At 65.8% G+C, this 18,672-nt stretch carries 19 protein-coding genes; 5 read left to right on the top strand and 14 right to left on the bottom strand.

Annotated elements, in window-relative coordinates:
* Positions 1-135 precede the first annotated feature (135 nt).
* The 12 genes from Q0Q02_RS07950 to hemB all read right to left on the bottom strand — a co-directional run bounded on the left by Q0Q02_RS07950 (position 136) and on the right by hemB (position 11,696).
* Positions 136-735: a hypothetical protein gene (locus tag Q0Q02_RS07950; protein WP_293808338.1), complete on the bottom strand. Its 600-nt coding sequence runs from the start codon at positions 733-735 to the stop codon at positions 136-138.
* Between the two features lie 258 nt (positions 736-993).
* On the bottom strand, positions 994-2,016 hold the full coding sequence (locus Q0Q02_RS07945) for a DUF2336 domain-containing protein (protein ID WP_293808337.1): 1,023 nt from the start codon (positions 2,014-2,016) through the stop codon (positions 994-996).
* Between the two features lie 155 nt (positions 2,017-2,171).
* Positions 2,172-3,533: a PepSY domain-containing protein gene (locus Q0Q02_RS07940; RefSeq protein WP_293808336.1), complete on the bottom strand. Its 1,362-nt coding sequence runs from the start codon at positions 3,531-3,533 to the stop codon at positions 2,172-2,174.
* A 36-nt stretch (positions 3,534-3,569) separates the two neighbouring features.
* Positions 3,570-3,938, bottom strand: coding sequence for a hypothetical protein (locus Q0Q02_RS07935; protein ID WP_293808335.1), 369 nt, complete (start codon positions 3,936-3,938; stop codon positions 3,570-3,572).
* 79 nt (positions 3,939-4,017) lie between these two features.
* Positions 4,018-5,217, bottom strand: a complete 1,200-nt coding sequence (locus tag Q0Q02_RS07930) for a UxaA family hydrolase (RefSeq protein WP_293808334.1) — start codon at positions 5,215-5,217, stop codon at positions 4,018-4,020.
* Entirely contained in the window at positions 5,214-5,528 is a 315-nt protein-coding gene (locus tag Q0Q02_RS07925) for a UxaA family hydrolase (protein ID WP_293808333.1), read from the bottom strand. Before Q0Q02_RS07925 ends, Q0Q02_RS07930 begins: the two co-directional genes overlap by 4 nt.
* Before the next feature lie 153 nt (positions 5,529-5,681).
* Positions 5,682-6,329, bottom strand: a complete 648-nt coding sequence (locus Q0Q02_RS07920) for an RraA family protein (RefSeq protein ID WP_293808332.1) — start codon at positions 6,327-6,329, stop codon at positions 5,682-5,684.
* A 110-nt stretch (positions 6,330-6,439) separates the two neighbouring features.
* A complete protein-coding gene (locus Q0Q02_RS07915; protein ID WP_293808331.1) occupies positions 6,440-7,204 on the bottom strand; it encodes an arginyltransferase in 765 nt (254 codons plus the stop codon).
* Between the two features lie 115 nt (positions 7,205-7,319).
* Positions 7,320-7,793 (bottom strand): RDD family protein, encoded by a 474-nt coding sequence (locus tag Q0Q02_RS07910; RefSeq protein WP_293808330.1) that lies wholly within the window; start codon positions 7,791-7,793, stop codon positions 7,320-7,322.
* Positions 7,794-7,849: 56 nt separating this feature from the next.
* Positions 7,850-9,094, bottom strand: coding sequence for a threonine ammonia-lyase (locus tag Q0Q02_RS07905; RefSeq protein WP_293808329.1), 1,245 nt, complete (start codon positions 9,092-9,094; stop codon positions 7,850-7,852).
* A 40-nt stretch (positions 9,095-9,134) separates the two neighbouring features.
* Positions 9,135-10,475: a branched-chain amino acid ABC transporter permease gene (locus Q0Q02_RS07900; RefSeq protein WP_293808328.1), complete on the bottom strand. Its 1,341-nt coding sequence runs from the start codon at positions 10,473-10,475 to the stop codon at positions 9,135-9,137.
* A 171-nt stretch (positions 10,476-10,646) separates the two neighbouring features.
* Positions 10,647-11,696 carry a porphobilinogen synthase gene (gene hemB / locus Q0Q02_RS07895; RefSeq protein ID WP_293808327.1) on the bottom strand — a complete coding sequence of 350 codons (1,050 nt, stop codon included), beginning with the start codon at positions 11,694-11,696 and terminating at the stop codon, positions 10,647-10,649.
* Positions 11,697-12,316: 620 nt separating this feature from the next.
* On the opposite strand from hemB, the gene Q0Q02_RS07890 reads away from it, so the two are divergent.
* The 4 genes from Q0Q02_RS07890 to Q0Q02_RS07875 all read left to right on the top strand — a co-directional run bounded on the left by Q0Q02_RS07890 (position 12,317) and on the right by Q0Q02_RS07875 (position 16,255).
* On the top strand, positions 12,317-13,372 hold the full coding sequence (locus Q0Q02_RS07890; protein WP_293808326.1) for an enoyl-CoA hydratase/isomerase family protein: 1,056 nt from the start codon (positions 12,317-12,319) through the stop codon (positions 13,370-13,372).
* Positions 13,373-13,374: 2 nt separating this feature from the next.
* The gene (locus tag Q0Q02_RS07885) at positions 13,375-13,815 is read left to right on the top strand and encodes a DUF6163 family protein (RefSeq protein WP_293808325.1); all 441 of its coding nucleotides are present in this window, start codon (positions 13,375-13,377) and stop codon (positions 13,813-13,815) included.
* Positions 13,816-14,193: 378 nt separating this feature from the next.
* A complete protein-coding gene (locus tag Q0Q02_RS07880) occupies positions 14,194-14,706 on the top strand; it encodes a winged helix DNA-binding protein (RefSeq protein WP_293808324.1) in 513 nt (170 codons plus the stop codon).
* Positions 14,707-15,010: 304 nt separating this feature from the next.
* Positions 15,011-16,255, top strand: a complete 1,245-nt coding sequence (locus Q0Q02_RS07875; protein WP_293808323.1) for a L,D-transpeptidase family protein — start codon at positions 15,011-15,013, stop codon at positions 16,253-16,255.
* A 78-nt stretch (positions 16,256-16,333) separates the two neighbouring features.
* On the opposite strand, the gene Q0Q02_RS07870 is transcribed toward Q0Q02_RS07875, so the two are convergent.
* Both Q0Q02_RS07870 and Q0Q02_RS07865 read right to left on the bottom strand, forming a co-directional pair.
* Entirely contained in the window at positions 16,334-16,684 is a 351-nt protein-coding gene (locus Q0Q02_RS07870; protein WP_293808322.1) for a hypothetical protein, read from the bottom strand.
* A gap of 158 nt (positions 16,685-16,842) precedes the next feature.
* Positions 16,843-18,054 carry an MFS transporter gene (locus tag Q0Q02_RS07865; RefSeq protein ID WP_293808321.1) on the bottom strand — a complete coding sequence of 404 codons (1,212 nt, stop codon included), beginning with the start codon at positions 18,052-18,054 and terminating at the stop codon, positions 16,843-16,845.
* Positions 18,055-18,122: 68 nt separating this feature from the next.
* Here Q0Q02_RS07865 and Q0Q02_RS07860 point away from each other — a divergent pair, with 68 nt between their 5' ends.
* Positions 18,123-18,587, top strand: coding sequence for a helix-turn-helix domain-containing protein (locus Q0Q02_RS07860; RefSeq protein ID WP_293808320.1), 465 nt, complete (start codon positions 18,123-18,125; stop codon positions 18,585-18,587).
* Positions 18,588-18,672 lie beyond the last annotated feature (85 nt).

Here is an 18,672-nt window from a genome sequence, read left to right as displayed (position 1 = left end):
CTCGGGCTTGACCCGAGCATCTCGGGACCAGCGCGCTCTCGGCATGAGATTCTCGGGTCAAGCCCGAGAATGACGCCAGATCAAAGGCTTGCCGGTAAAAGCGGAATCAATTTCGCAACCGCTTGAATCAAATCCTCAGCGGATTTCCTGCCCGATGACGGCGGCTTCGAGGCCGATCGTGAGCTTGTCGGTGACGGCCCAGAGCACGCCCGCGCGCGCCTCGGGCCGCACGGCGATATCGCTGCGGCTGAAGGGCGTCGAGAAATTGGTGGCGCCATAGCGCCAGGTCTCGTTGGCCGCGCTCAATCCTGCCGAGGTGTAGAGCAGGACGTCGGGCGTCACCAGGACGCCGGCCTGGACCCTGAAGGCGCCGGCGATGTCGCGCGTGAAGGCGGCATTGCCGAAGCTCGGATAGCCGTAGCCGCCGATGGCAGGCGCGTAGTCGATCGCGCCGGCGATGCCATAGACGAAATTGCCTTCGCGCCGCATCGTCCCGGCTTCCAGCCCGATGGTCGGGCCGGCGCTGGTGCGGACATGCTTGCCGCTGGTGACCTGGAAGCCCGAGGAGATACGGGCATAGGACCCTTCCCATTTCGGCGAGAGGCTGGGGCTGTCCCAGGCGAAGGAGGGCAGCGGTGCGAAGCCGGACAGGGGCAGGAAGGTCTGCGCCTGCGCCGATGCGCCCGCGCCGAGCAGGGTGGCGAGCGTCATTGCGGATAGAAGCGGAAATCTCACGTCGAAAGCATCCTCGCGACAGCGCACCCCATCGGAAGCTAGCATGGAGCGAGGCGAATGTCGCGGTTTTGTGGCTGGAGCCTCTGCCGCAGCTCGGAGCCGGTTCGGAAACTCAGCCCTCATCCTGAGGAGCCGCGGAAGCGGCGTCTCGAAGGGTGCTCCAGATGATGCGCGAGCCTCCTGAAGCATCCTTCGAGACGCGATCCTCACTGATCGCTCTTCAGGATGAGGGCTCAAGGAGCAATCCCGAACAGATACTCAGCTGATCTTGGTTCTGAGCTTGAGGAAGCGCAGCGTCCGCTCCGCCGTCGCGAGGTCGAGCTTGGCATAGGCATCGACATCGTCGTCGACGTCGCGCGACGAGAAATAGAGTCGCCGCGCCCGCAATTGCAGGATGGCGCGGAAGGCGGTGGCGCCGATGCCGAGCGAGCGGCAGGCGACGGCGATGCCGCTGGCATCCCGCTGCATCAGCACGCGCAGCGCCTGCTCTATCGAGATGCCGCCGATCTCGGCCAGCACCTGTGAGAGATGATAGGCGCGGTCCTCGTCGGCCAGCATGGTGAGCACGTCGTCGACCTCGCGCACCTTGGCGGCGAGGTCGGAGAGCAGGAGCTTGACCTCGAGGCGCTGCTGGCGGGCCTGCCGGGCGAGCGAGACGCCCGCTTCCGTGGCCGGTGCCGAACCGCCGCCATCGGAGAACTGCTCGACGATCCGCAGCACGCGCTGCGCCCGATTCGGCGCGAGGTCGGAGCGGCCGGCAAGGGCTCCGGTGATGCTGGCATCGCCCTTGCCGCGTTCGAGCAGCCGGTCGAAGCCGCGATCCGAGAAGGCGGCGCCTTCATTGGCGCTGACGGTGTGCAGAACCTTCTGGTCGCCGCGCTCGACGAGGATGTCGGTGACGCTTTCGGACAAGCGCGCGCGCTCGGCGATTGCGACGAGATGCTGTTGCGACTGGCTGACGGCAATGGCGGCAAGGTCGGTATCGGTCAGGACCGGGGAGAGCGACAGCACCAGCCTTGCCACCTCGACATTGCTGTCGGCGCCGAGGGTCACGGCGACATTATGCGGCAGGGTCGGTATGGCGGCGACGCGGTCGGCATAGCCCTTGCGGTCCTCGTCGCCGAGATGGTTGAGCGAGCCGGTCGCGATCTCCCCGTAATGCTCCTTCACCGCCTCGTTCGGGTCGTGGTCGAGCAGGAACAGGTCGGTAACGGCGTGGAGAAGCTGCCGGCGCGAATCCGACGACATGTCCGCCGGCATTCGGGTCAGGTTACGCAGCATGAGGCCCCCCACGGCAAAGCAGTGTCTATACTCTTTGCAGGTCCGGCTTGATTTACTCTTAAGGCGGCAGCGCTGTTTCCCGAACAACGGGGTGATGGCGCCCCGTTGTTCGGTTCGTGGTGAACCTGCCGCCCGCAAGTGGCGAATGATGCAGTTTATGCACCTATAGGCTGCTCTCTCCTTGCCAGGGCGCTGTCGATCGTCACCATGGCAATCAGCGACAGCCCGACCAGCGGGAAGATCAGGCCGCCGATGGCGAGCAGGGCGACGACCACACGCAGCGTCGCTTTCTCCGCCGGCAATGGCGGCACGCCGAGCGACCCTTGCGGGCGACGCTTCCACCACATCACCAGCGCCGAGACGCAGAGCAGGACGATGGCGAGGCAGGCGGCGAGCATCACGAACTGGTTCGCCAACCCGAATTCCTGCCCCATATGGACGTTGATGCCCCATTCCAGCGCTTTGCCGAGCGGGCCGTAATCGGCATAGCTCATGTCGATCAGGGGCTTGCCGCTATACTGGTCGAGATGGACGACGCGCTGGAGCGCCATGTCCTTCGGATAGACCGAGCCGGTATAGACGCCTCCCGGACTGCCCGGGAGATTGACGGCATAACCGCGCGTGAGGCCCAGCCGATCGAAGGCCGCGACGGCGGCATTGAGGCCGATCGGCTCGCCGGCAGCGGCCTGCGATGCCGGCAGCTTCGCCTGTTCGAGGGACCACGTCGTCGGCGCGATATGCGCGAGATGCTCATCCGACATCGGCACGGCGACGCGGACCCCGGCCGGGTAGCCGAAATTATGGCCGTTGGCCCATTGATTGACCTTGGCGCCCCAGAGTACCGACCAGGGCATGCCGGTGATCGCCAGGAACAGGACGAAGCCTCCGGCGACGAGCCCGGTCACGGCATGGAGATCGCGCCAGAAGATGCGCTGGCGCGGCTTGCCTCTCACCGTGACCACGCCACCGCCCTGCTTGCGCGGCCACCACAGGTAGAGCCCGGTCAGCACCAGCAGGATCGCCCAGCCGCCGGCGATCTCGATCGCGCCATTCGCGATCGGCCCGAAATAGGCGAGGCTGTGGATCTGCCGGATCACCCACATCACCGTGCCCTTGTCCGGAATCTGGCCGAGCACGCGGGCATCGTAAGGGTCGACATAGACCACCATCCGCGCTCCGGCTGTGTTGCGGATCGTGACCTCGGCGGAAGCGGTCGCGGCTTCGGGTGGGATGTACTTCACGGCCTGGCCGGGGAAGGCCTTCACCGCCTGCGCCACGATCTCGCTGGGCGGTCGCTCGCCGGTTATGCGGGCTTCGACTCGCTTGACGTCGCGATGGATCAGGCCGTCGATCTCGGCCCGGAAGAGGTACAGCCCGCCGGTTACCGCCAGCAGGATGAGGAAGGGCAGGGTGATCAGGCCGGCATAGAAATGCCAGCGCCAGACGGCGCGATAGAGGGACGCGGCTGGCCGGCCCGCGCGCTCGGGCGCGGCCGCTACCGTTGAAACGGTTGTCATCGGAGAATCCTGGTCTGAGCTGAAGGAAGAAAGGCTTCAGGCCAGGAAGGGCGGAGCGCGGGCGCCGAGCGGGTACACCTGCGCAGCCGGCACCCGAACCTGTTCCGCCGGCAGGTTGCGGGCGAAGGAGAGGGCAGGCTGGCGCGCAAGGAAGACCGCAACCGGCGATGGCGGCGGCAACGCGATCGCTGCGGACAGGCAGAGCGTCGTGCAGCATTCCGGCAGCTTTGCGCCGCCGCTATCGGGGGCGGGATCGACCGGTGCGGTCTGGCCGGGCGTACAGAGCGGATGGACAAGGCCGGGTGAAGGCTGTGCCGACAATCCGGCCGTGAGCGCGATCAGCGTGGTCTGCAGGATAAGGACATAGACGGCGACGAGCGCGATCGCACTCCTCCGCCAGTTCATCCGTCCTGTCGCTCCCATCATGAACCGAGGCTTAGCCAATCCGCTTGGCCGGCGGAAGCGGGCGCCGTGACGCGCCTGTCTATGCCGCCGGCAGGCAGGCCGGGCCGAGCGGCTCGAAGCTCTTGTAGGTCAGGATGAATTCCTGGTGGCCGAGCTCTTCCGACTTCGTTCGACCGCCCTGGCCGAGCGAGACGACGAGGTCTCGGATCTCGGTGCCGACCTCGTCGAGCCCGGCGCGGCCTTCGAGGATGCGCCCGGCATCGACATCCATATCCTCGGACATCCGGCGGTAGGTTTCGGGATTGGCGCAGATCTTCACCACCGGTGAGATCGCCGACCCCACGACCGAACCCCGGCCCGTCACGAACAGCACGCAATGCGCGCCGCAGGCGATCAACTCTGCGATCTCGGCATTGTCGTTGATATTGGGGAAACCGAAGCGGACCTCGCCATCCGGCACGACGTCGAGCAGGTAGAGCCCGCCATGCGGCGGCACGTCGCCGGGCTTGATCAAGCCGGAGATCGGGGAAGCGCCGGACTTGGCGTAAGCGCCCATCGATTTCTCCTCGATGGTCGAGAGCCCGCCCTCGGCATTGCCGGCCGCGAAGGAGCCGTAGCCCAGCGTCGCATAGTAGCGCGCAGCCTTGGCGACGGACTTCTCCAACTCGGTGCCGAGCTCGGGCGTGATCGCGCGCGCCGCCATGATGTGCTCGCAGCCGATCAACTCGCCGGTCTCCTCGAAGATGCAGGCGGCGCCTTCCGCGATCAGTTGGTCGAAGGCGCGTCCGGCGGCCGGATTGCCGGTGATGCCGGAGGTGCCGTCCGAGCCGCCGCAGACCGTGCCGACCACAAGTTCGGAGACCGCCATCGGCACCGTCTCCTGCGCGTCGAGCAGGGCACGTTGCTCCTCGACCCAGGCTCGGCCCTCGCGAATCGAGGCGCGGGTGCCGCCGGTGCCCTGGATGACGATCGTCTTCACCGGCCGGCCGCTGGCCCGCACCACCCGCTCCAGCGCGTATTTGTTGAAGCTCTCGCAACCGAGCGAGACCAGCAGCACGGCGCCGACATTCGGATGGGTGCAGAGCTGCTCCATCATCCGCTCGGCATAAGGGTTCGGGTAGCAGCCGGGGAAGCCGATGGCGTGGACGCCTTCCTCACGCCAGGGCAGAGCGATCTCGCGTGCGACATGGTGGGCGCATTCGACGAGATAGGCGACCGCGACGGTGTTGCGGATGCCCTTGCGCCCGTCGGACCGGAGATAGCCGCGCATCGTGTTCATGCCGAGGCTCCCGCCTTGCGTTCGTCTTCGAGATGATGGGTCGGCGTGTAGTCGCTGCGCATGTTGTGGACATGGACATGCGCGGCGGGCGCGATCGCCTCGGTCGCGACGCCGATCGGCGCGCCGTATTTGAGGATCTTCTCGCCGGCCGCGATGGCGCGGCGGGCGACCTTGTGAGCGAGTGCTATATCCCGGTCAAGCGCGGCCGGGCCGGCACCGGTATCCACTGTCTCGCCGGCTTTCAATCGCACTCGCGCGACGAAGACATTGTCGCGCGGATCGAGCAGGATGAGGCGCGGATCGTGGGTCATGGCATCGGCCCCTCTTGAAGCGGAGCCCTCATCCTGAGGAGCCATTCCCTTGGGAATGGCGTCTCGAAGGATGCTTCAGGAGGCTCCGAAACCATCTGGATCATCCTTCGAGACGCCGCTGCGCGGCTCCTCAGGATGAGGGCTGCAACTCTTTCAGAACTTGCCGTATTGCAGATAGGCCTGCTGCGGGTCGGTGCCGGCGAGGATCGCGGTGCGGACCTTGTTCTCGGCCGAGATCGCGGTCTCCGACTTGTCCAACACGTCCTCGATGATCTCTACGGGGATGCGGACGACGCCGTCGCGGTCGGCGAGGATGTAGTCGCCGGGGCGGATCCAGACCTCGCCGATCTTGATCGGCTCGTCGACCGCCTTGGGCAGCCAGGCGCCGACGATGTCGCGCGGCGTATAGGCCTTGAAATAGGCCTGGAAGCCCATCTCGACCATGAATTCGGTGTCGCGCGAGAGCCCGTCGATGACGCAGCCGCGCACGCCCTTGTTCTTGAGCGTTTCAGCCGAAAGCTCACCCATCAGCGCGATCTCGTTGGTGTTGGGCTGGCAGACCCAGACATGGCCGGGCTTGGCGGCCGAGAGCAGTCCGGTCCAGCCCAGCAGCGTCTCATGCGCGTCGAACTCGCCGGTCTTGCCCTCGACGGTGAAGGCCGGGCCGGCGAGCTTCTGGCCGGGCAGGAGCGGGCGCAGTTCCGGCGGCAGGACGAAATCCTTCAGGCCCATCGCTCGCATCGTGTCGTGGATGATGCCGGTATAGCAGCGCTCCAGCCTGTCGGTCAGTTCCTGGCTCATCATTCCTCCGGCTCGGCCACTGTCATGCGCATCTGCCGCGGGCCCTTGTGCCAGAGTGTCGGGAGGAGAGGGGCGCGGCAAGCGCGTTTTCCGCGTGTCGCTGATGCGTTTCAATCGGTTGAATCGTTGCGGTCCACCCGCTCCCAACCCTGCGGCATCAGGCGCTCCTGCGGCAGGAAGCGCGACTTGTAGGCCATCTTCGGCGAGCCCTCGACCCAATAGCCGAGATAGACGTAGGGCAGTCCCAGGCGCCGCGCCCGGGCGATGTGGTCGAGCACCATGAAGGTGCCGAGCGAGCGCAGCTCCAGTCCGGGGTCGTAGACCGAATAGACCATGGAGAGCCCGTCGCTCAGCGTATCGGTCAGGGCCATCGCGAACAGATCGCCTTCGCCCCGCCCGGTGAAGCCGGTATCGGGGCCGCGGCGGCGATATTCGATCAGGCTGGTCTCGACATGGGTGTCCTCGACCATCATCGCGAAATCGAGCGCCGACATCGTCGCCATGCCGCCGTCCGGATGGCGTTCGTCGAGATAGGAGCGGAACAGGGAATAATGCTCGGTGCGCGGCCGTGGCGGCAGGGCCTCGCCGATCAGGTCGCTGTTGCGGGCGAGCACGCGGCGGAAGCCGCGCGACATCCGGAAATCGTCGACGCAGACCCTGACGGAGACGCAGGCGCGACAAACCTCGCAGGCCGGGCGGTAGGCAATGCTCTGCGAGCGCCGGAAGCCCCCCTGCGAGAGCACGTCATTGAGTTCGCGCGCCCGCGAGCCGACGAGATGCGTGAATACCTTCCGCTCCTCGCGCCCCGGCAGATAGGGGCACGCGGTCGGTGAGGTCAGATAAAATTGCGGGGCATCCCGCAACGGGCGCGTCACGTCGGCTGGCTCCCCGGAAGCTTCCGACTCTCAATGTACCACCGGCCGCACCGGCAACAAGCGCGGCGCGACCGATCAGAGGTAGATTCGCGGTCTTTTGACCTGGCTCAACCGGTCAGGCGCGAACGATCACGAGCCCCGTCAACAGGTCGTGGCCCATGCGCCGGTCCTCGCGGGCGAAGCCGCAGGCGACGTCGACGAGCCAGAGCAGGAAGGTGCCAGCGGCGACGTAGAACAGGAGCGCGTGCACGGCCGCGGTCAGCCCGTCCGGGCGCCCGCCGCTGGCGGTCTCGACCCGGAGGCCCGCGATGCGCATGCCCCAGGTCGACTGCTTTCGCCCGCCGATCGTCAACGCGGCATAGCCGAGCGCGGTAGCGACGGTGGCGATCGGAATCAGCAGCCAGGTCGCGCCGAAGGTGACGACGCCGAGCACGGCGAGCAGGACAAGGACCAGCCAGCCGAGGAAGAACAGCACGACGATGTCGACGAGCCAGGCGAACAGTCGCGAGCCGAGAACGCCGCTGACGTTCTGGTAGGGACGCGGCTCCAGCGCCGTGATCGGCGGCTGGCCATAACGGGTATCGCTCATCGGGACTTCTATCCTCCAACGGCGCACGGAAACTGGCGCCGGGAGATAATGTTTGTTTAGCGGGCCGGTTCCGCAAGACCGCGCGGCAGAATCCGCCGCGGCGCGAAGCCGTTCTTGGCGAGCGCATCCTCGATCGCGCGCGAATGTGTTGGCCCACGCGTTTCGACCGTGACGTCGAGCGTGACGCCCTTGGCGGGCACGTCGAGGAAGAGCCGGCCATGGCTGACCTCGAGAATATTGGCGCCTTCCTCGCCGAGCAGGCTGGCGATCCGGCCGAGCAGGCCGGGACGGTCGCTGGTGGTCAGGCGGAAGGCGACGATGCGGTCGTCGCGCTCCAACTCGCGCACCATGATCGCGGCGAGCAGGCGCGTGTCGATATTGCCGCCGGTGAGCACGAGCCCGACCTTGCGGCCGGCATAGCGCTCCGGTTCCTTCAGCATGGCGGCGAGGCCGGCCGCGCCGGCCCCTTCCGCGAGGCTGTGCTGAAGGCTGGCATAAGTGTTGACGGCGCGCTCGATCAGGTCCTCGCCGACGAGCACGATATCGCCGACGAGGCCTGCGATGATCGGCAGGGTAAGTTGGCCGACGGTCTTGACCGCGATGCCCTCGGCCAGCGTCGGTCCGCCGATCGGCTTGTCCTGCTTATGGATAGTATTGAAGAACGAGGGATAGAGCGCGGCTTCGACGCCGATCAGCTCGATGCCGGGCTTGATCGCCTTGGCCGCGACCGCGTTGCCGGCCATCAGACCGCCGCCGCCGAGGGGGATGATCAGCGTATCGAGATCGGGCGCATCGGCCAGCATCTCGCGCGCGAGCGTCCCTTGCCCGGCCATCACGGCAGCATCGTCATAAGGGTGAACGAAGGTGAGCTTCTCGGCTCCGGCGAGTTCATGCGCCTTCTGGCTGGCCTCGGACAGCGTCTCGCCATGCAGCACCACGCGCGCGCCATGGGCGCGCGTGTTCTCGACCTTCACCAGAGGCGTCGTCTCCGGCATCACGATCGTCGCAGGCGTGCCCAAGCGCCTGGCGTGATAGGCGACGGCCTGGGCATGGTTGCCGGCCGACATCGCGATGACGCCGCGCCCCCGCTCGGCCTCGCTCAGCGAAAGCAGCTTGTTGACCGCGCCGCGCTCCTTGAAGGAGGCGGTCGCCTGCATGTTCTCGTGCTTCACCAGCACGGTTGCGCCGGTGAGTTCGGAGAGACGCGGCGCTGGCACCAGGGGCGTGCGCAGCACATGCCCGGCGATGCGCACGGCAGCGGCGTCGATATCCTCGGGGGTGATCGCGAAGCTTTCGCTCATGCTCGGGTCTCGATTTCGTCGGCAGGCGAAGGAGAGGGCCCTACACCCGTCGCGGCGTCAATTCGCCATCGCCGAAAAAGCCGCCGGGGCGCCAGATCAGCACGATCGCGAGCAGGGAATAGACAGCGAGATCGCGCTGTTCGATCGGCAGCGTCGCCGACCAGATCGCCTCGAAGGCGGCGATACAGAGGCCGCCGAGCGCGGCCCCGCTGACAGAGCCGATGCCGCCGAGGATTGCCGCGACGAGCGCCTTCAGGCCGAGCGAGAAACCACCCGCGAAGCCCATGCCGCCGTAGATCGCGGTGACGATGACGCCGGCGATGCCGCAGCAGGCGCAGGCGATGATGACGGCGACATCATGGACCGCGCGGGCATCGACGCCGAACAGCGCGGCGGTCTTGGCGTCGTCCGATACGGCCCGCCAGGCGCGGCCATACGCCGTGCGGCGGATCAGCAGGACCACGCCGAGCGTAGCGCCGAGCCCGATTGCCGCCAGCGCCAGCGCGAGCGGGTTCAGCGTGACCACGAAATTCCCGGCATGGGCCAGCGCGATCGGCGTATTGAACACTGGGGGCAGCCAGCGCAATTCCGGCCCCTGCGCGAGCCTGAGATATTCCGACATCGCGATGGCGAGTCCGATCGTGGCGATCAGCATCTGCTGGCCGGTGCCGCGTTCGAGATGCCGCAGCACGAAGCGGCCCATCGCGAAGCCATGCAGGGCGCAGACGGCGATCGCGATGGTGAAGGCGACGGCCAATCCCGATAGCGGCGTGGAGACCGCAAGCGAGAGCAGCAGCGCGACCCCGACGACGGAGGCGAGCGCCCCCAGCGCCGCGAACTCGCCGAAGCTCAGGATGATCCGGCCGGTCAGGCCGTAGACCAGGGCGTAGGCCGCCGCGAGCATGCTGTAGATCGCAGCCGAGGGCAGGGCGCTCAGGCCCTGTTGCAGGCCATAGGCAAGGCCTGCCGGGATCGCTGGCAAGGCCTCGGCCGAAGGCTCGGCCGGGTCCGGCGGCGGTGAAGCCCGGTCCTCCAGATAGAAGCGTCGCAGCAGGTAGAAGCTCGCATCGGCCATCGGCCGCCCGTCCGAGGCGATGCCGATGAGCGCGCCGCGACTCGGTCCGGTTCCTTCGCTGGCGAACAGGCAGTCGATGCTGCGGTGGCGCGAGAGGCCGTCGCCGAGCTGGACTCGGTAGAGCAGCCTGAGCGCGCGCGGCACCGGCCCCTTGCTCGTCCGTTCGATCTCGATATGGGCATTCGGCGGATTGAGCGGCGGGATAGCCTGCCGGCAGAGCCGCATCTGATCGGTATCGAAATCGGCGCCACAGCCCGCGAGGGCGAGCGTGACGACGGCCAGAATCGACAGGAGGAGCGGGCGCATGCGAGCGTGACGGTAGCGCTTGCGGGGGCGCGATGTCATCCCGTGCGCGGTGCAGCGCGAAGCGGTGCGCCGCAGACACGGGACCGTCAGCAGAAAAGGGCGCCCTTCCCGGAGCACGATCCCGCATCTGCGCCGCGGCATTGCATGCCGCAGCGCGTGCGGGATGACGCGTTACGCGCCGGCCTTCAGCTTCTTCGCCACGCGTGGCGCGAAATAGGTCAGGACGCCGTCAGCGCCGGCGCGCTTGAAGGCGAGCAGGCTTTCCAGCATCGCCTTGTCGCCATCGAGCCAGCCATTATTCGCGGCGGCCATGATCATCGCGTACTCGCCGGAGACCTGGTAGGCGAAGGTCGGCACGCGGAAGTGATCCTTCACCCGCGCCACCACGTCTAGATAGGGCAGGCCGGGCTTGATCATGACCATGTCGGCGCCTTCCTCGAGGTCGAGCATCACCTCTGCGATCGCCTCGTCGGAATTGGCCGGATCCATCTGGTAGGTGCGCTTGTCGCCGACGAGCGTGGCATTGGTGCCGATCGCGTCGCGGAACGGGCCGTAGAAGGCCGAGGCGTATTTCGCCGCATAGGCCATGATCTGCACGTCCTCATGGCCCTCGCCGTCGAGCGCCGCGCGGATCGCGCCGATGCGCCCGTCCATCATGTCGGAGGGCGCGATCACGTCCGCTCCGGCATCGGCGAGCGCCAGCGCCTGCCCGACGAGGATCTGCACGCTGGCGTCGTTGAGGACGCGCTCGCCCTCCATCACGCCGTCATGGCCATGCGAGGTATAGGGGTCGAGCGCGGCGTCGCAGATGATACCGATCTCAGGCACCTCGCGCTTGATCGCGCGCACGGCGCGGCACATCAGGTTGCCGGTATTGAGCGCCTCGGAGCCGGTAGGATCGCGCAGGGCCTTGTCCACATAGGGGAAGGGCGCGATCGCGGGGATGCCGAGGGCTGCCGCTTCCGCCGCCTGGCGCACGGCTTCCTCGATATTGAGCCGGTCGACGCCGGGCATCCATTCGACCGGGGAGCGGGCTTCGCTCGAATCCATCAGGAAGATCGGCCAGATCAGGTCGTCTGTCGTCAGCGCCGATTCCCGCACCAGCCGGCGCGACCAGTCGGCCTTGCGGTTGCGGCGCATGCGGCGAGTCAGGCCGAGCGACGGTGCCTCGTCCTGACGGGACTTAAGGGTGGGGAAAGGCCGCACGACCCGGGATTCCATGGCAATTGCCTCAAGCGATGAACGATATGGGCGCGGTTGTCGTCATGCGGGCGAAACCGGCCGAGGGTTTCTTTATCACATCGGAACGATTCCAATACAGGGCGCATGGTCGCAACTTTGCCGGCGTCCTTGCGTGGGGTCGCTATCGACCCATTGCGGACCATTGCGGCGTCCCCTGCCGACTCGCGGAAACCCCACGATCCATCTCAGCTTTTTCGAGCGAAAAACCTGAAAGCAAGGACATATATCGCCACCCAAGATAAGAAAATTGCAAACAAATTCAAAAATGAAGAGCTCGTATTCAAAACAAATACGAATGGATATGCTATTGCTAGGTTTATAGGAATTGACAATATCATGGCCTTTAGGATCGCGGTGTCATTTTTGCTCATTAAAATTCCTCAGGTTCATTGCAAATTTATACTGATCTGAAAAGACCATACCATATTTCTATATGGCACAATGAATATTCTACAGGGTGTGCTGTTAAAAATCGTCAACGAAGCACGTTCTAGCGGTAGGTTCCGACCCCAAGCTGACATCCGCATCGACACGTGCCTCGCGTTGACAAGCCATGCCCCGCCTTCCAGAACCGCTACCCATGGAAGCGGGATCGGGCCATGACTGAGGAACGCGAGATCATCTGCGAGATTCGCGGCGCGGCCGGCGTCGTCGTGCTCAACCGGCCGAAGGCGCTGAATGCGCTCAGCCTCGGCATGGTTCGCGAACTCGCCCGCGCCCTCGATGCCTGGGAGAACGATCCGCAGGTCACGCGCGTCGTCGTCGTGAGCACGAGCGAGAAAGCGTTTTCGGCCGGCGGCGATATCCGCTGGTTGCATGATTGCGGCAAGGCGGGGCGGTATGACGAGATGCTCGCCTTCTGGGGCGAGGAATACATCCTCAACCACCGCATCAAGACCTATCCGAAGCCCTATGTCGCGCTGATCGACGGCATCGTCATGGGCGGCGGCGTCGGTATCTCGCTGCACGGCAGCCACCGCATCGCCGGCGACCGCTATCTCTTCGCCATGCCGGAGGTCGGCATCGGCTTCTTCCCGGATGTCGGTGCGACCTATGCTTTGCCGCGTCTCGAAGGCGGCTTCGGCGGCTTCCTGGCGCTTACCGGCGAGCGGGTCGGCGCGGCCGACGCGCTGGCCGGCGGGCTTGCGACCCATGGCGTTCCCAGCGAGCGCATGGCGGAGCTCACTGATGCGCTGACGAAGCCCGGCTCCATCGACGACATTCTCGCGGGCTTCACCGTGCAGCGCAGCCCCGGCCCGCTGTACGCCGAGCGGGCAATGATGGCCGAGGCCTTCACCGCCGGGACCTTGCCGGAAGTGATCGCGCGCCTGCGCCAGGCTGCCGAAAGCGGCAGCGCCTTCGCGGGCAAGCTGCTGCAGACCATTGCCGCGAAATCACCGACCAGCGTCGCCATCGCCTTCGAGCAGATGCGGCGCGGCGCCGGGCTCGATTTCGCCGAGGCGATGCGCACCGAATACCGCATCGTCTCGCGCATCGCCCGCGGCCATGATTTCTACGAGGGCGTGCGCGCCGTGGTGATCGACAAGGATCAGGCGCCGCGCTGGCGGCCCGCGACGCTGGATGACGTCCGGCAGGCAGATATCGATGCCTATTTCGCGCCGCTCGGCACCGACGAACTGAAGCTGGAGGGCTGAGCTTGGGTCTTGGCGGAGACGGCGAGGCCCTGCGCGGCGCGCGGACGGGGGAGGACGAGGGCAAACCGACGAATCGCTGGCGGATCGTCCTCGTTTGGTTCCTGCGCCTGCTGTCGGCTTTCTGGCTCGCCAAGGGGCTGACGGCCTGGATGGTGATCTTCGGCCTGCCCGGCAATCCGCAGCCGCCCTTCGAGAGCCGCCTGCTGAGCTACCAGGCGATCATCGTCTACTTCGCGGTGATCGATCTCGTCGCCGCCGTCGGCCTGTGGCTGACCTCGACCTGGGGCGGCGTGCTCTGGCTGCTCGCCGCGATCAGCCAGATGTTGCTGGGCTTCTTCTTCCCGCGCTTCGTGCCGATGACGGCCTGGCTCGTCGGCCTCTATATCGCGCTGATCGCGGTCTATTTCCTGGCGACCTGGGCGGCCGAGAACGAGGCCGAGTAAAGTCTGGAAGAGCGCTGAACCCGCTCCGTCATTCCGGAGCGGGCCGAAGGCCCGAGCCTGGAATCCAGAACCGCTGCTGCTGCCGATATGATCGATCGCCCGGCCGCACCCTTCATAGCAACGGCATCGGTTCTGGGTTCCGGGCTCATCGCTGCGCGATGCCCCGGAATGACGTTCCCGACCTCTCGATTGCGTCGAGTCATGGTAAGAATCGCTTTAGCTTAAGCGTTTCTGGTTTCACTTACGATTCACCCAAAGGGGTAAATCCCTGATTCATCCTGATATTTAAACTCGTTTTCATCCGGGCCAGCATATGGTGTGTTTCAGAAGCGGACCGGGAGAAAAATCCCGGCCGACACACAACAGGCGGGATATACCATGAAAGCGAGCGTCAAGACTTCGGAAGTTGCCAAGACGAGCGACGAAGAACTCAACGTGAAGCCTCTTTATCTTGAGTCTCTCACGCTGGTGGAGCGGCTGCATCGCCGTCTGCTCGACGTCATCAAGGACGAGTTCGAGCGCCGTGGCCGGGATGACGTCAACAGCGTGCAGGCCCTGCTGCTCTACAATATCGGCGATGCCGAGCTGTCGGCCAGCGAACTGCGCACCCGCGGCTACTATCTCGGCTCGAACGTCTCCTACAACGTCAAGAAGCTGGTTGAGCTCGGCTATCTCCACCATGCCCGGTCGCGCATCGACCGCCGCTCGGTCCGCATCAGCCTCACCGAGAAGGGCTCTGGCGTGCACGATATCGTGAAGGGCGTCTACGACAAGCATGTCCGCACGGTCGAGCAGATCGGCGGCATCGCGGCCGACGACTTCGAGCGGATGAACAACGCCCTGCTGCGCCTGGAGCGCTTCTGGACCGACCAGATCCGCTACAAGCTCTGAGATATCAGCCGGTTTCCGGCGTCTGCAATTGCCCGCCTTGCAGGGGCGCGACAGGGATCATATCCCGGTCGCGCCCGTTTGCTTTCGTTCAGTCGCCATCTCGACTGTGGTTTTGCTGCCATGCATCCGGCAAAACGTTGCCATGCCCTAAATTCGCCTCTGTCATCACGCCTCGTTAACTGTGCTAGGACACCGTCCATCGCCGAAAGGTCGTCCGTCGCGTCATTGCGTCGTCAGCGTCGCCCGTCGAGGCGGCGTTTTCTTGTGGCCTGCGTGCATGCGTGAAGTCTTGAAGAGGGAAGAGATGTCGCAATTGAGCCTGACCCGCCGCGAAACCGTGCTGGCCCTCTTGTCGGGCGTTGCCACGGCTGCCGCTGCACCGGCGCTCGCCCAGCAGGCCGAGTGGCGCCAGAGCTACGATGCCGGTGCGCGCAATGCCGTGGCGCGGTCCTCGACCCCGATGCTGTCGGCCGAAGCGCTGCAGGCGACCGAGCAGGCGATCGTGGCCTATCGCGACCTCGCCGCGCGTGGCGGTTGGCCGCAGGTTCAGTTGCCCGATCGGATGAGCGTCGGCGCCAAGGGGCCGGGCGTGGTGGCTCTGCGTCGCCGCCTGATCGTCACCGGCGATCTCGATGCATCCGCCGGCGAAAGCGCCATCTACGATTCCTATGTCGAGGCGGGCGTGCGCCGCTTCCAGTCCCGCGTCGGCCTGTCGACCACCGGCGCGATCAACCGCGCCACCGTCGTCGCCCTCAACGTGCCGATCGACCGCCGCATCCGCCAGCTCGAGACCAATGTCGTCCGGCTGCGCAGCTGGTCCGGTAATCTCGGCGGCCGCTATGTCGTCGCCAACATCCCGGCCGCGATGGTCGAGACTGTCGAGAACGGCCATGTCGCGACCCGTCACGCGGCCGGCGTCGGCAAGATCGACCGTCAGTCGCCGCTGCTGCAGACCAGGATTCCCGAGATCAATTTCAACCCGACCTGGACGGTTCCCGCTTCGATCATCCGCAAGGACCTGATCCCGAAGATGCGCAAGGAGCCGAGCTACCTGACCGAGAACAAGATCCGCATCATCTCGCCGAGCGGCGGCGAGATTTCGCCGGCCAGCGTCAACTGGAACTCGGACGAGGCGACGCGCTACACCTTCCGGCAGGATCCGGGCGGCGACTTCAACTCGCTCGGCTTCGTGCGCATCAACATCCCGAGCCCGCACGGCGTCTACATGCACGACACCCCGTCGAAGGGCATCTTCGGCGACGACTACCGCTTCGTCTCGTCGGGCTGCATGCGCGTCCAGAACGTGCGCGACTACGTCGCCTGGCTCCTGAAGAACACGCCCGGCTGGGATCGCGCCAAGATCGACGAGACCATCCAGTCCGGCCAGCGCGTCAACGCGCGCATCGCCGATCCCGTCTCTTGCTACTGGGTCTATGTCACCGCCTGGGCGACGCCCGATGGCGGCGTGCAGTTCCGCGACGACATCTACAACAAGGACGGCCTCGGGCCGGAGCCGGTCGCCGCGCTGCAGGGCGATCAGGACATCTGAGGCTTCAGCGTCGAGCGCGTTTTGAAAAGCCCGCCGGTTTCCGGCGGGCTTTTTCGTGACTGGGACACGCCGGAAACGTCAGCGCGTCAGCCAGGACGGCATGACGTATCCGACGCAGCGCGCTTCCCCCGGCCCCGGATTCACGACTTCGAAGGCCGGAACGGGACAGTTGTTTCCGGGGGCAGGATTGTTGAGCTTCGAGATTCTGCCGGCACCGTCCGGAATCCGGCGAAAGACCGCGGTCGAGCCGCCCGGATAGTATTGCCGGGTTATCTGCAATCCCTCGGCGGCGGCATTCTGGCTCAGCAACGGCATCGACAGGACCAAGGCGCTCGCACCGCCAAGAAAAGCCTGCCTGATCTGCGTGGAAATCGGTCGAGCCGAATCTGGAACGCGGCTCGCGTTCTGTTTTGGAGCGTTCTGTGTCATCGAGAGGCATCCAGCATTGCGTTGGGTCAGACGCAGCAAGCCGCAAGCCATAAATTGTTAACCATAAAGGCGGCTGCGGGATGGTTCTCGCGGCGCCATCCGGATTCAGCTCCATCGATGCTGGTCGGGAGCGGCGCCGGTCCCGGATGCCGAGACGATCACCTGTTCGCGCGGAAGACCTTCATCGAGCGAGTGATCATGGCGGCAAGCGCCATGACGGCCAGCAAACAAGCTGTGTCGCGAAACAGTTCTCCGTAGCCATGGATCGCGATCAGGGGCGTGCTGGCCAGCGGCGAGCAGAACTGGCCGATGAAGATCGACGCGGTCAGGACGCCTCCGGCCAGGCCCCGGGACCGCCGAGGCGCCAGGTTCAGCGCCAAGGCGACGAAGCTCGGCGAGACCAGCGCATAACCAGCCCCGATGAATAGCGCCGCTGCGAGCAGGGATGGGACCGAGGCCGATCGGGACAGGATCAGGAAACCGAGCGCCATCGCGCCATAGCCAGCCGCGAAGATGCCGGCGGAGCCGATCGTCCGCTGGGCGCGCCGATAGAGCAGGGCGCTGCCGCCGCCCGAGATCATCAGCAGACCGAGGACCGTCCCGGTCATCACCGCGCTCTCATAGCCACGTGCTTCCAGGAAGAACGCGATCTGCGTCGGCATCAGGAAGAAGATCATGTTCGTCACGCCCTGGAGCAGGACGAGTACGGCGAGCAGGTTGCGCCAGGACGGGTGCCCGTCGCGATCGTTCGCCGGTGCGCTCCCGGCCGCCGTGCCGATGCGGGGTGGCTCGACAATGGCGAGCCACATCAGCGGCAGGAAGAGGGCGGCCAATCCATAGATCGCGAAGGGCAGGCGCGGCGACAGGGTTGCTGCCCAGCCGGCCAGAAAAATGAAGACCAGGCCGCCGAAATTCCTGGCCGAGATCTGCAGCCCGGTCAGCGCCTTGCGGTCGTCGCCGGTGTAGTAATCGCCGATCAATGCGGTCTGGGCTGTCATGATCAGTGCGACCGCGATGCCGAGTACGAGGCGGCTCGCGAAGATCGACGGCAGGTCAGGCAGCACGAATCCGGCGCAGCCCGCGACCACGAACAGCATGACGCCGGCGAGCAACATCATCCGACGGCCGATGCGGTCGGCAGCAAGACCTGCGAGCGGAGCGAACAGGGCGACGCTGAGCGATGGCGCCGGCACCAGGAGCCGCGTCAGCAACGCCGCGTTCGGGTCGTCCGCGAACAGGCGCTCGATGCCCGGCAGCGCGGGGCTGATCGTCGCGTTAGCCATGGTCGTGAGGGATGCCGCGAGCAGCAGAGCGGCGGCGCGCGGCTCCTGCCAGATCGGCCTTTCCTGTGTTGATACAAGGCGTTCCATGATTTTTCCTCTTGCCGATTTCATCCGTTCGGCAGAGCCTACGAATTCAAGTCGACTTGAGGTCAAGCATGCTGTTTCTGGATATCGGAGAGGTCGCGGAGCGCTCGGGCGTGCCGGCCTCGGCCCTGCGCTATTACGAGGAAATCGGCCTCATCCGTTCGGAGGCACGACGCGGCCTGCGGCGGCAATACGATCCCGATGTCCTGCTCAGGCTGTCGCTGATCGGGCTGGGCAAGACCGCGGGCTTCTCGCTGGAGGAGATCGCCGCGATGTTCGGCGCGGACGGGCAGCCGAACATTCCGCGCGAGCAGTTGCGGGCACGCGCCGATGACTTGCAGCGGCAGATGGTCGGGCTCAGGACGCTGCGCGATGCGCTGCGCCATGTCGCGGATTGCCGCGCGCCGACTCACCTGGAATGCCCGAGCTTCCGGGCACTGTTGAAGACGGCTTCGCGCCGGCCGCTCGTCTACCGCCCGTCCCGTCCGGAAACGGAGAAGAAATTGCTGCCGAAGCGGCGAAAGTCTGGTCTCTGAAGACATTGGCGGCAGCGCCAAGCGCTTGCGGCTATCTATCGCTTGGACAGCCCCCCGCCACATGATAGGGGAGCCGCGACGGAGC

The organism is uncultured Allobosea sp., from assembly GCF_945956895.1.
GTDB lineage: Bacteria > Pseudomonadota > Alphaproteobacteria > Rhizobiales > Beijerinckiaceae > Allobosea.
This window is presented reverse-complemented; position numbering and strand designations above follow the sequence as displayed.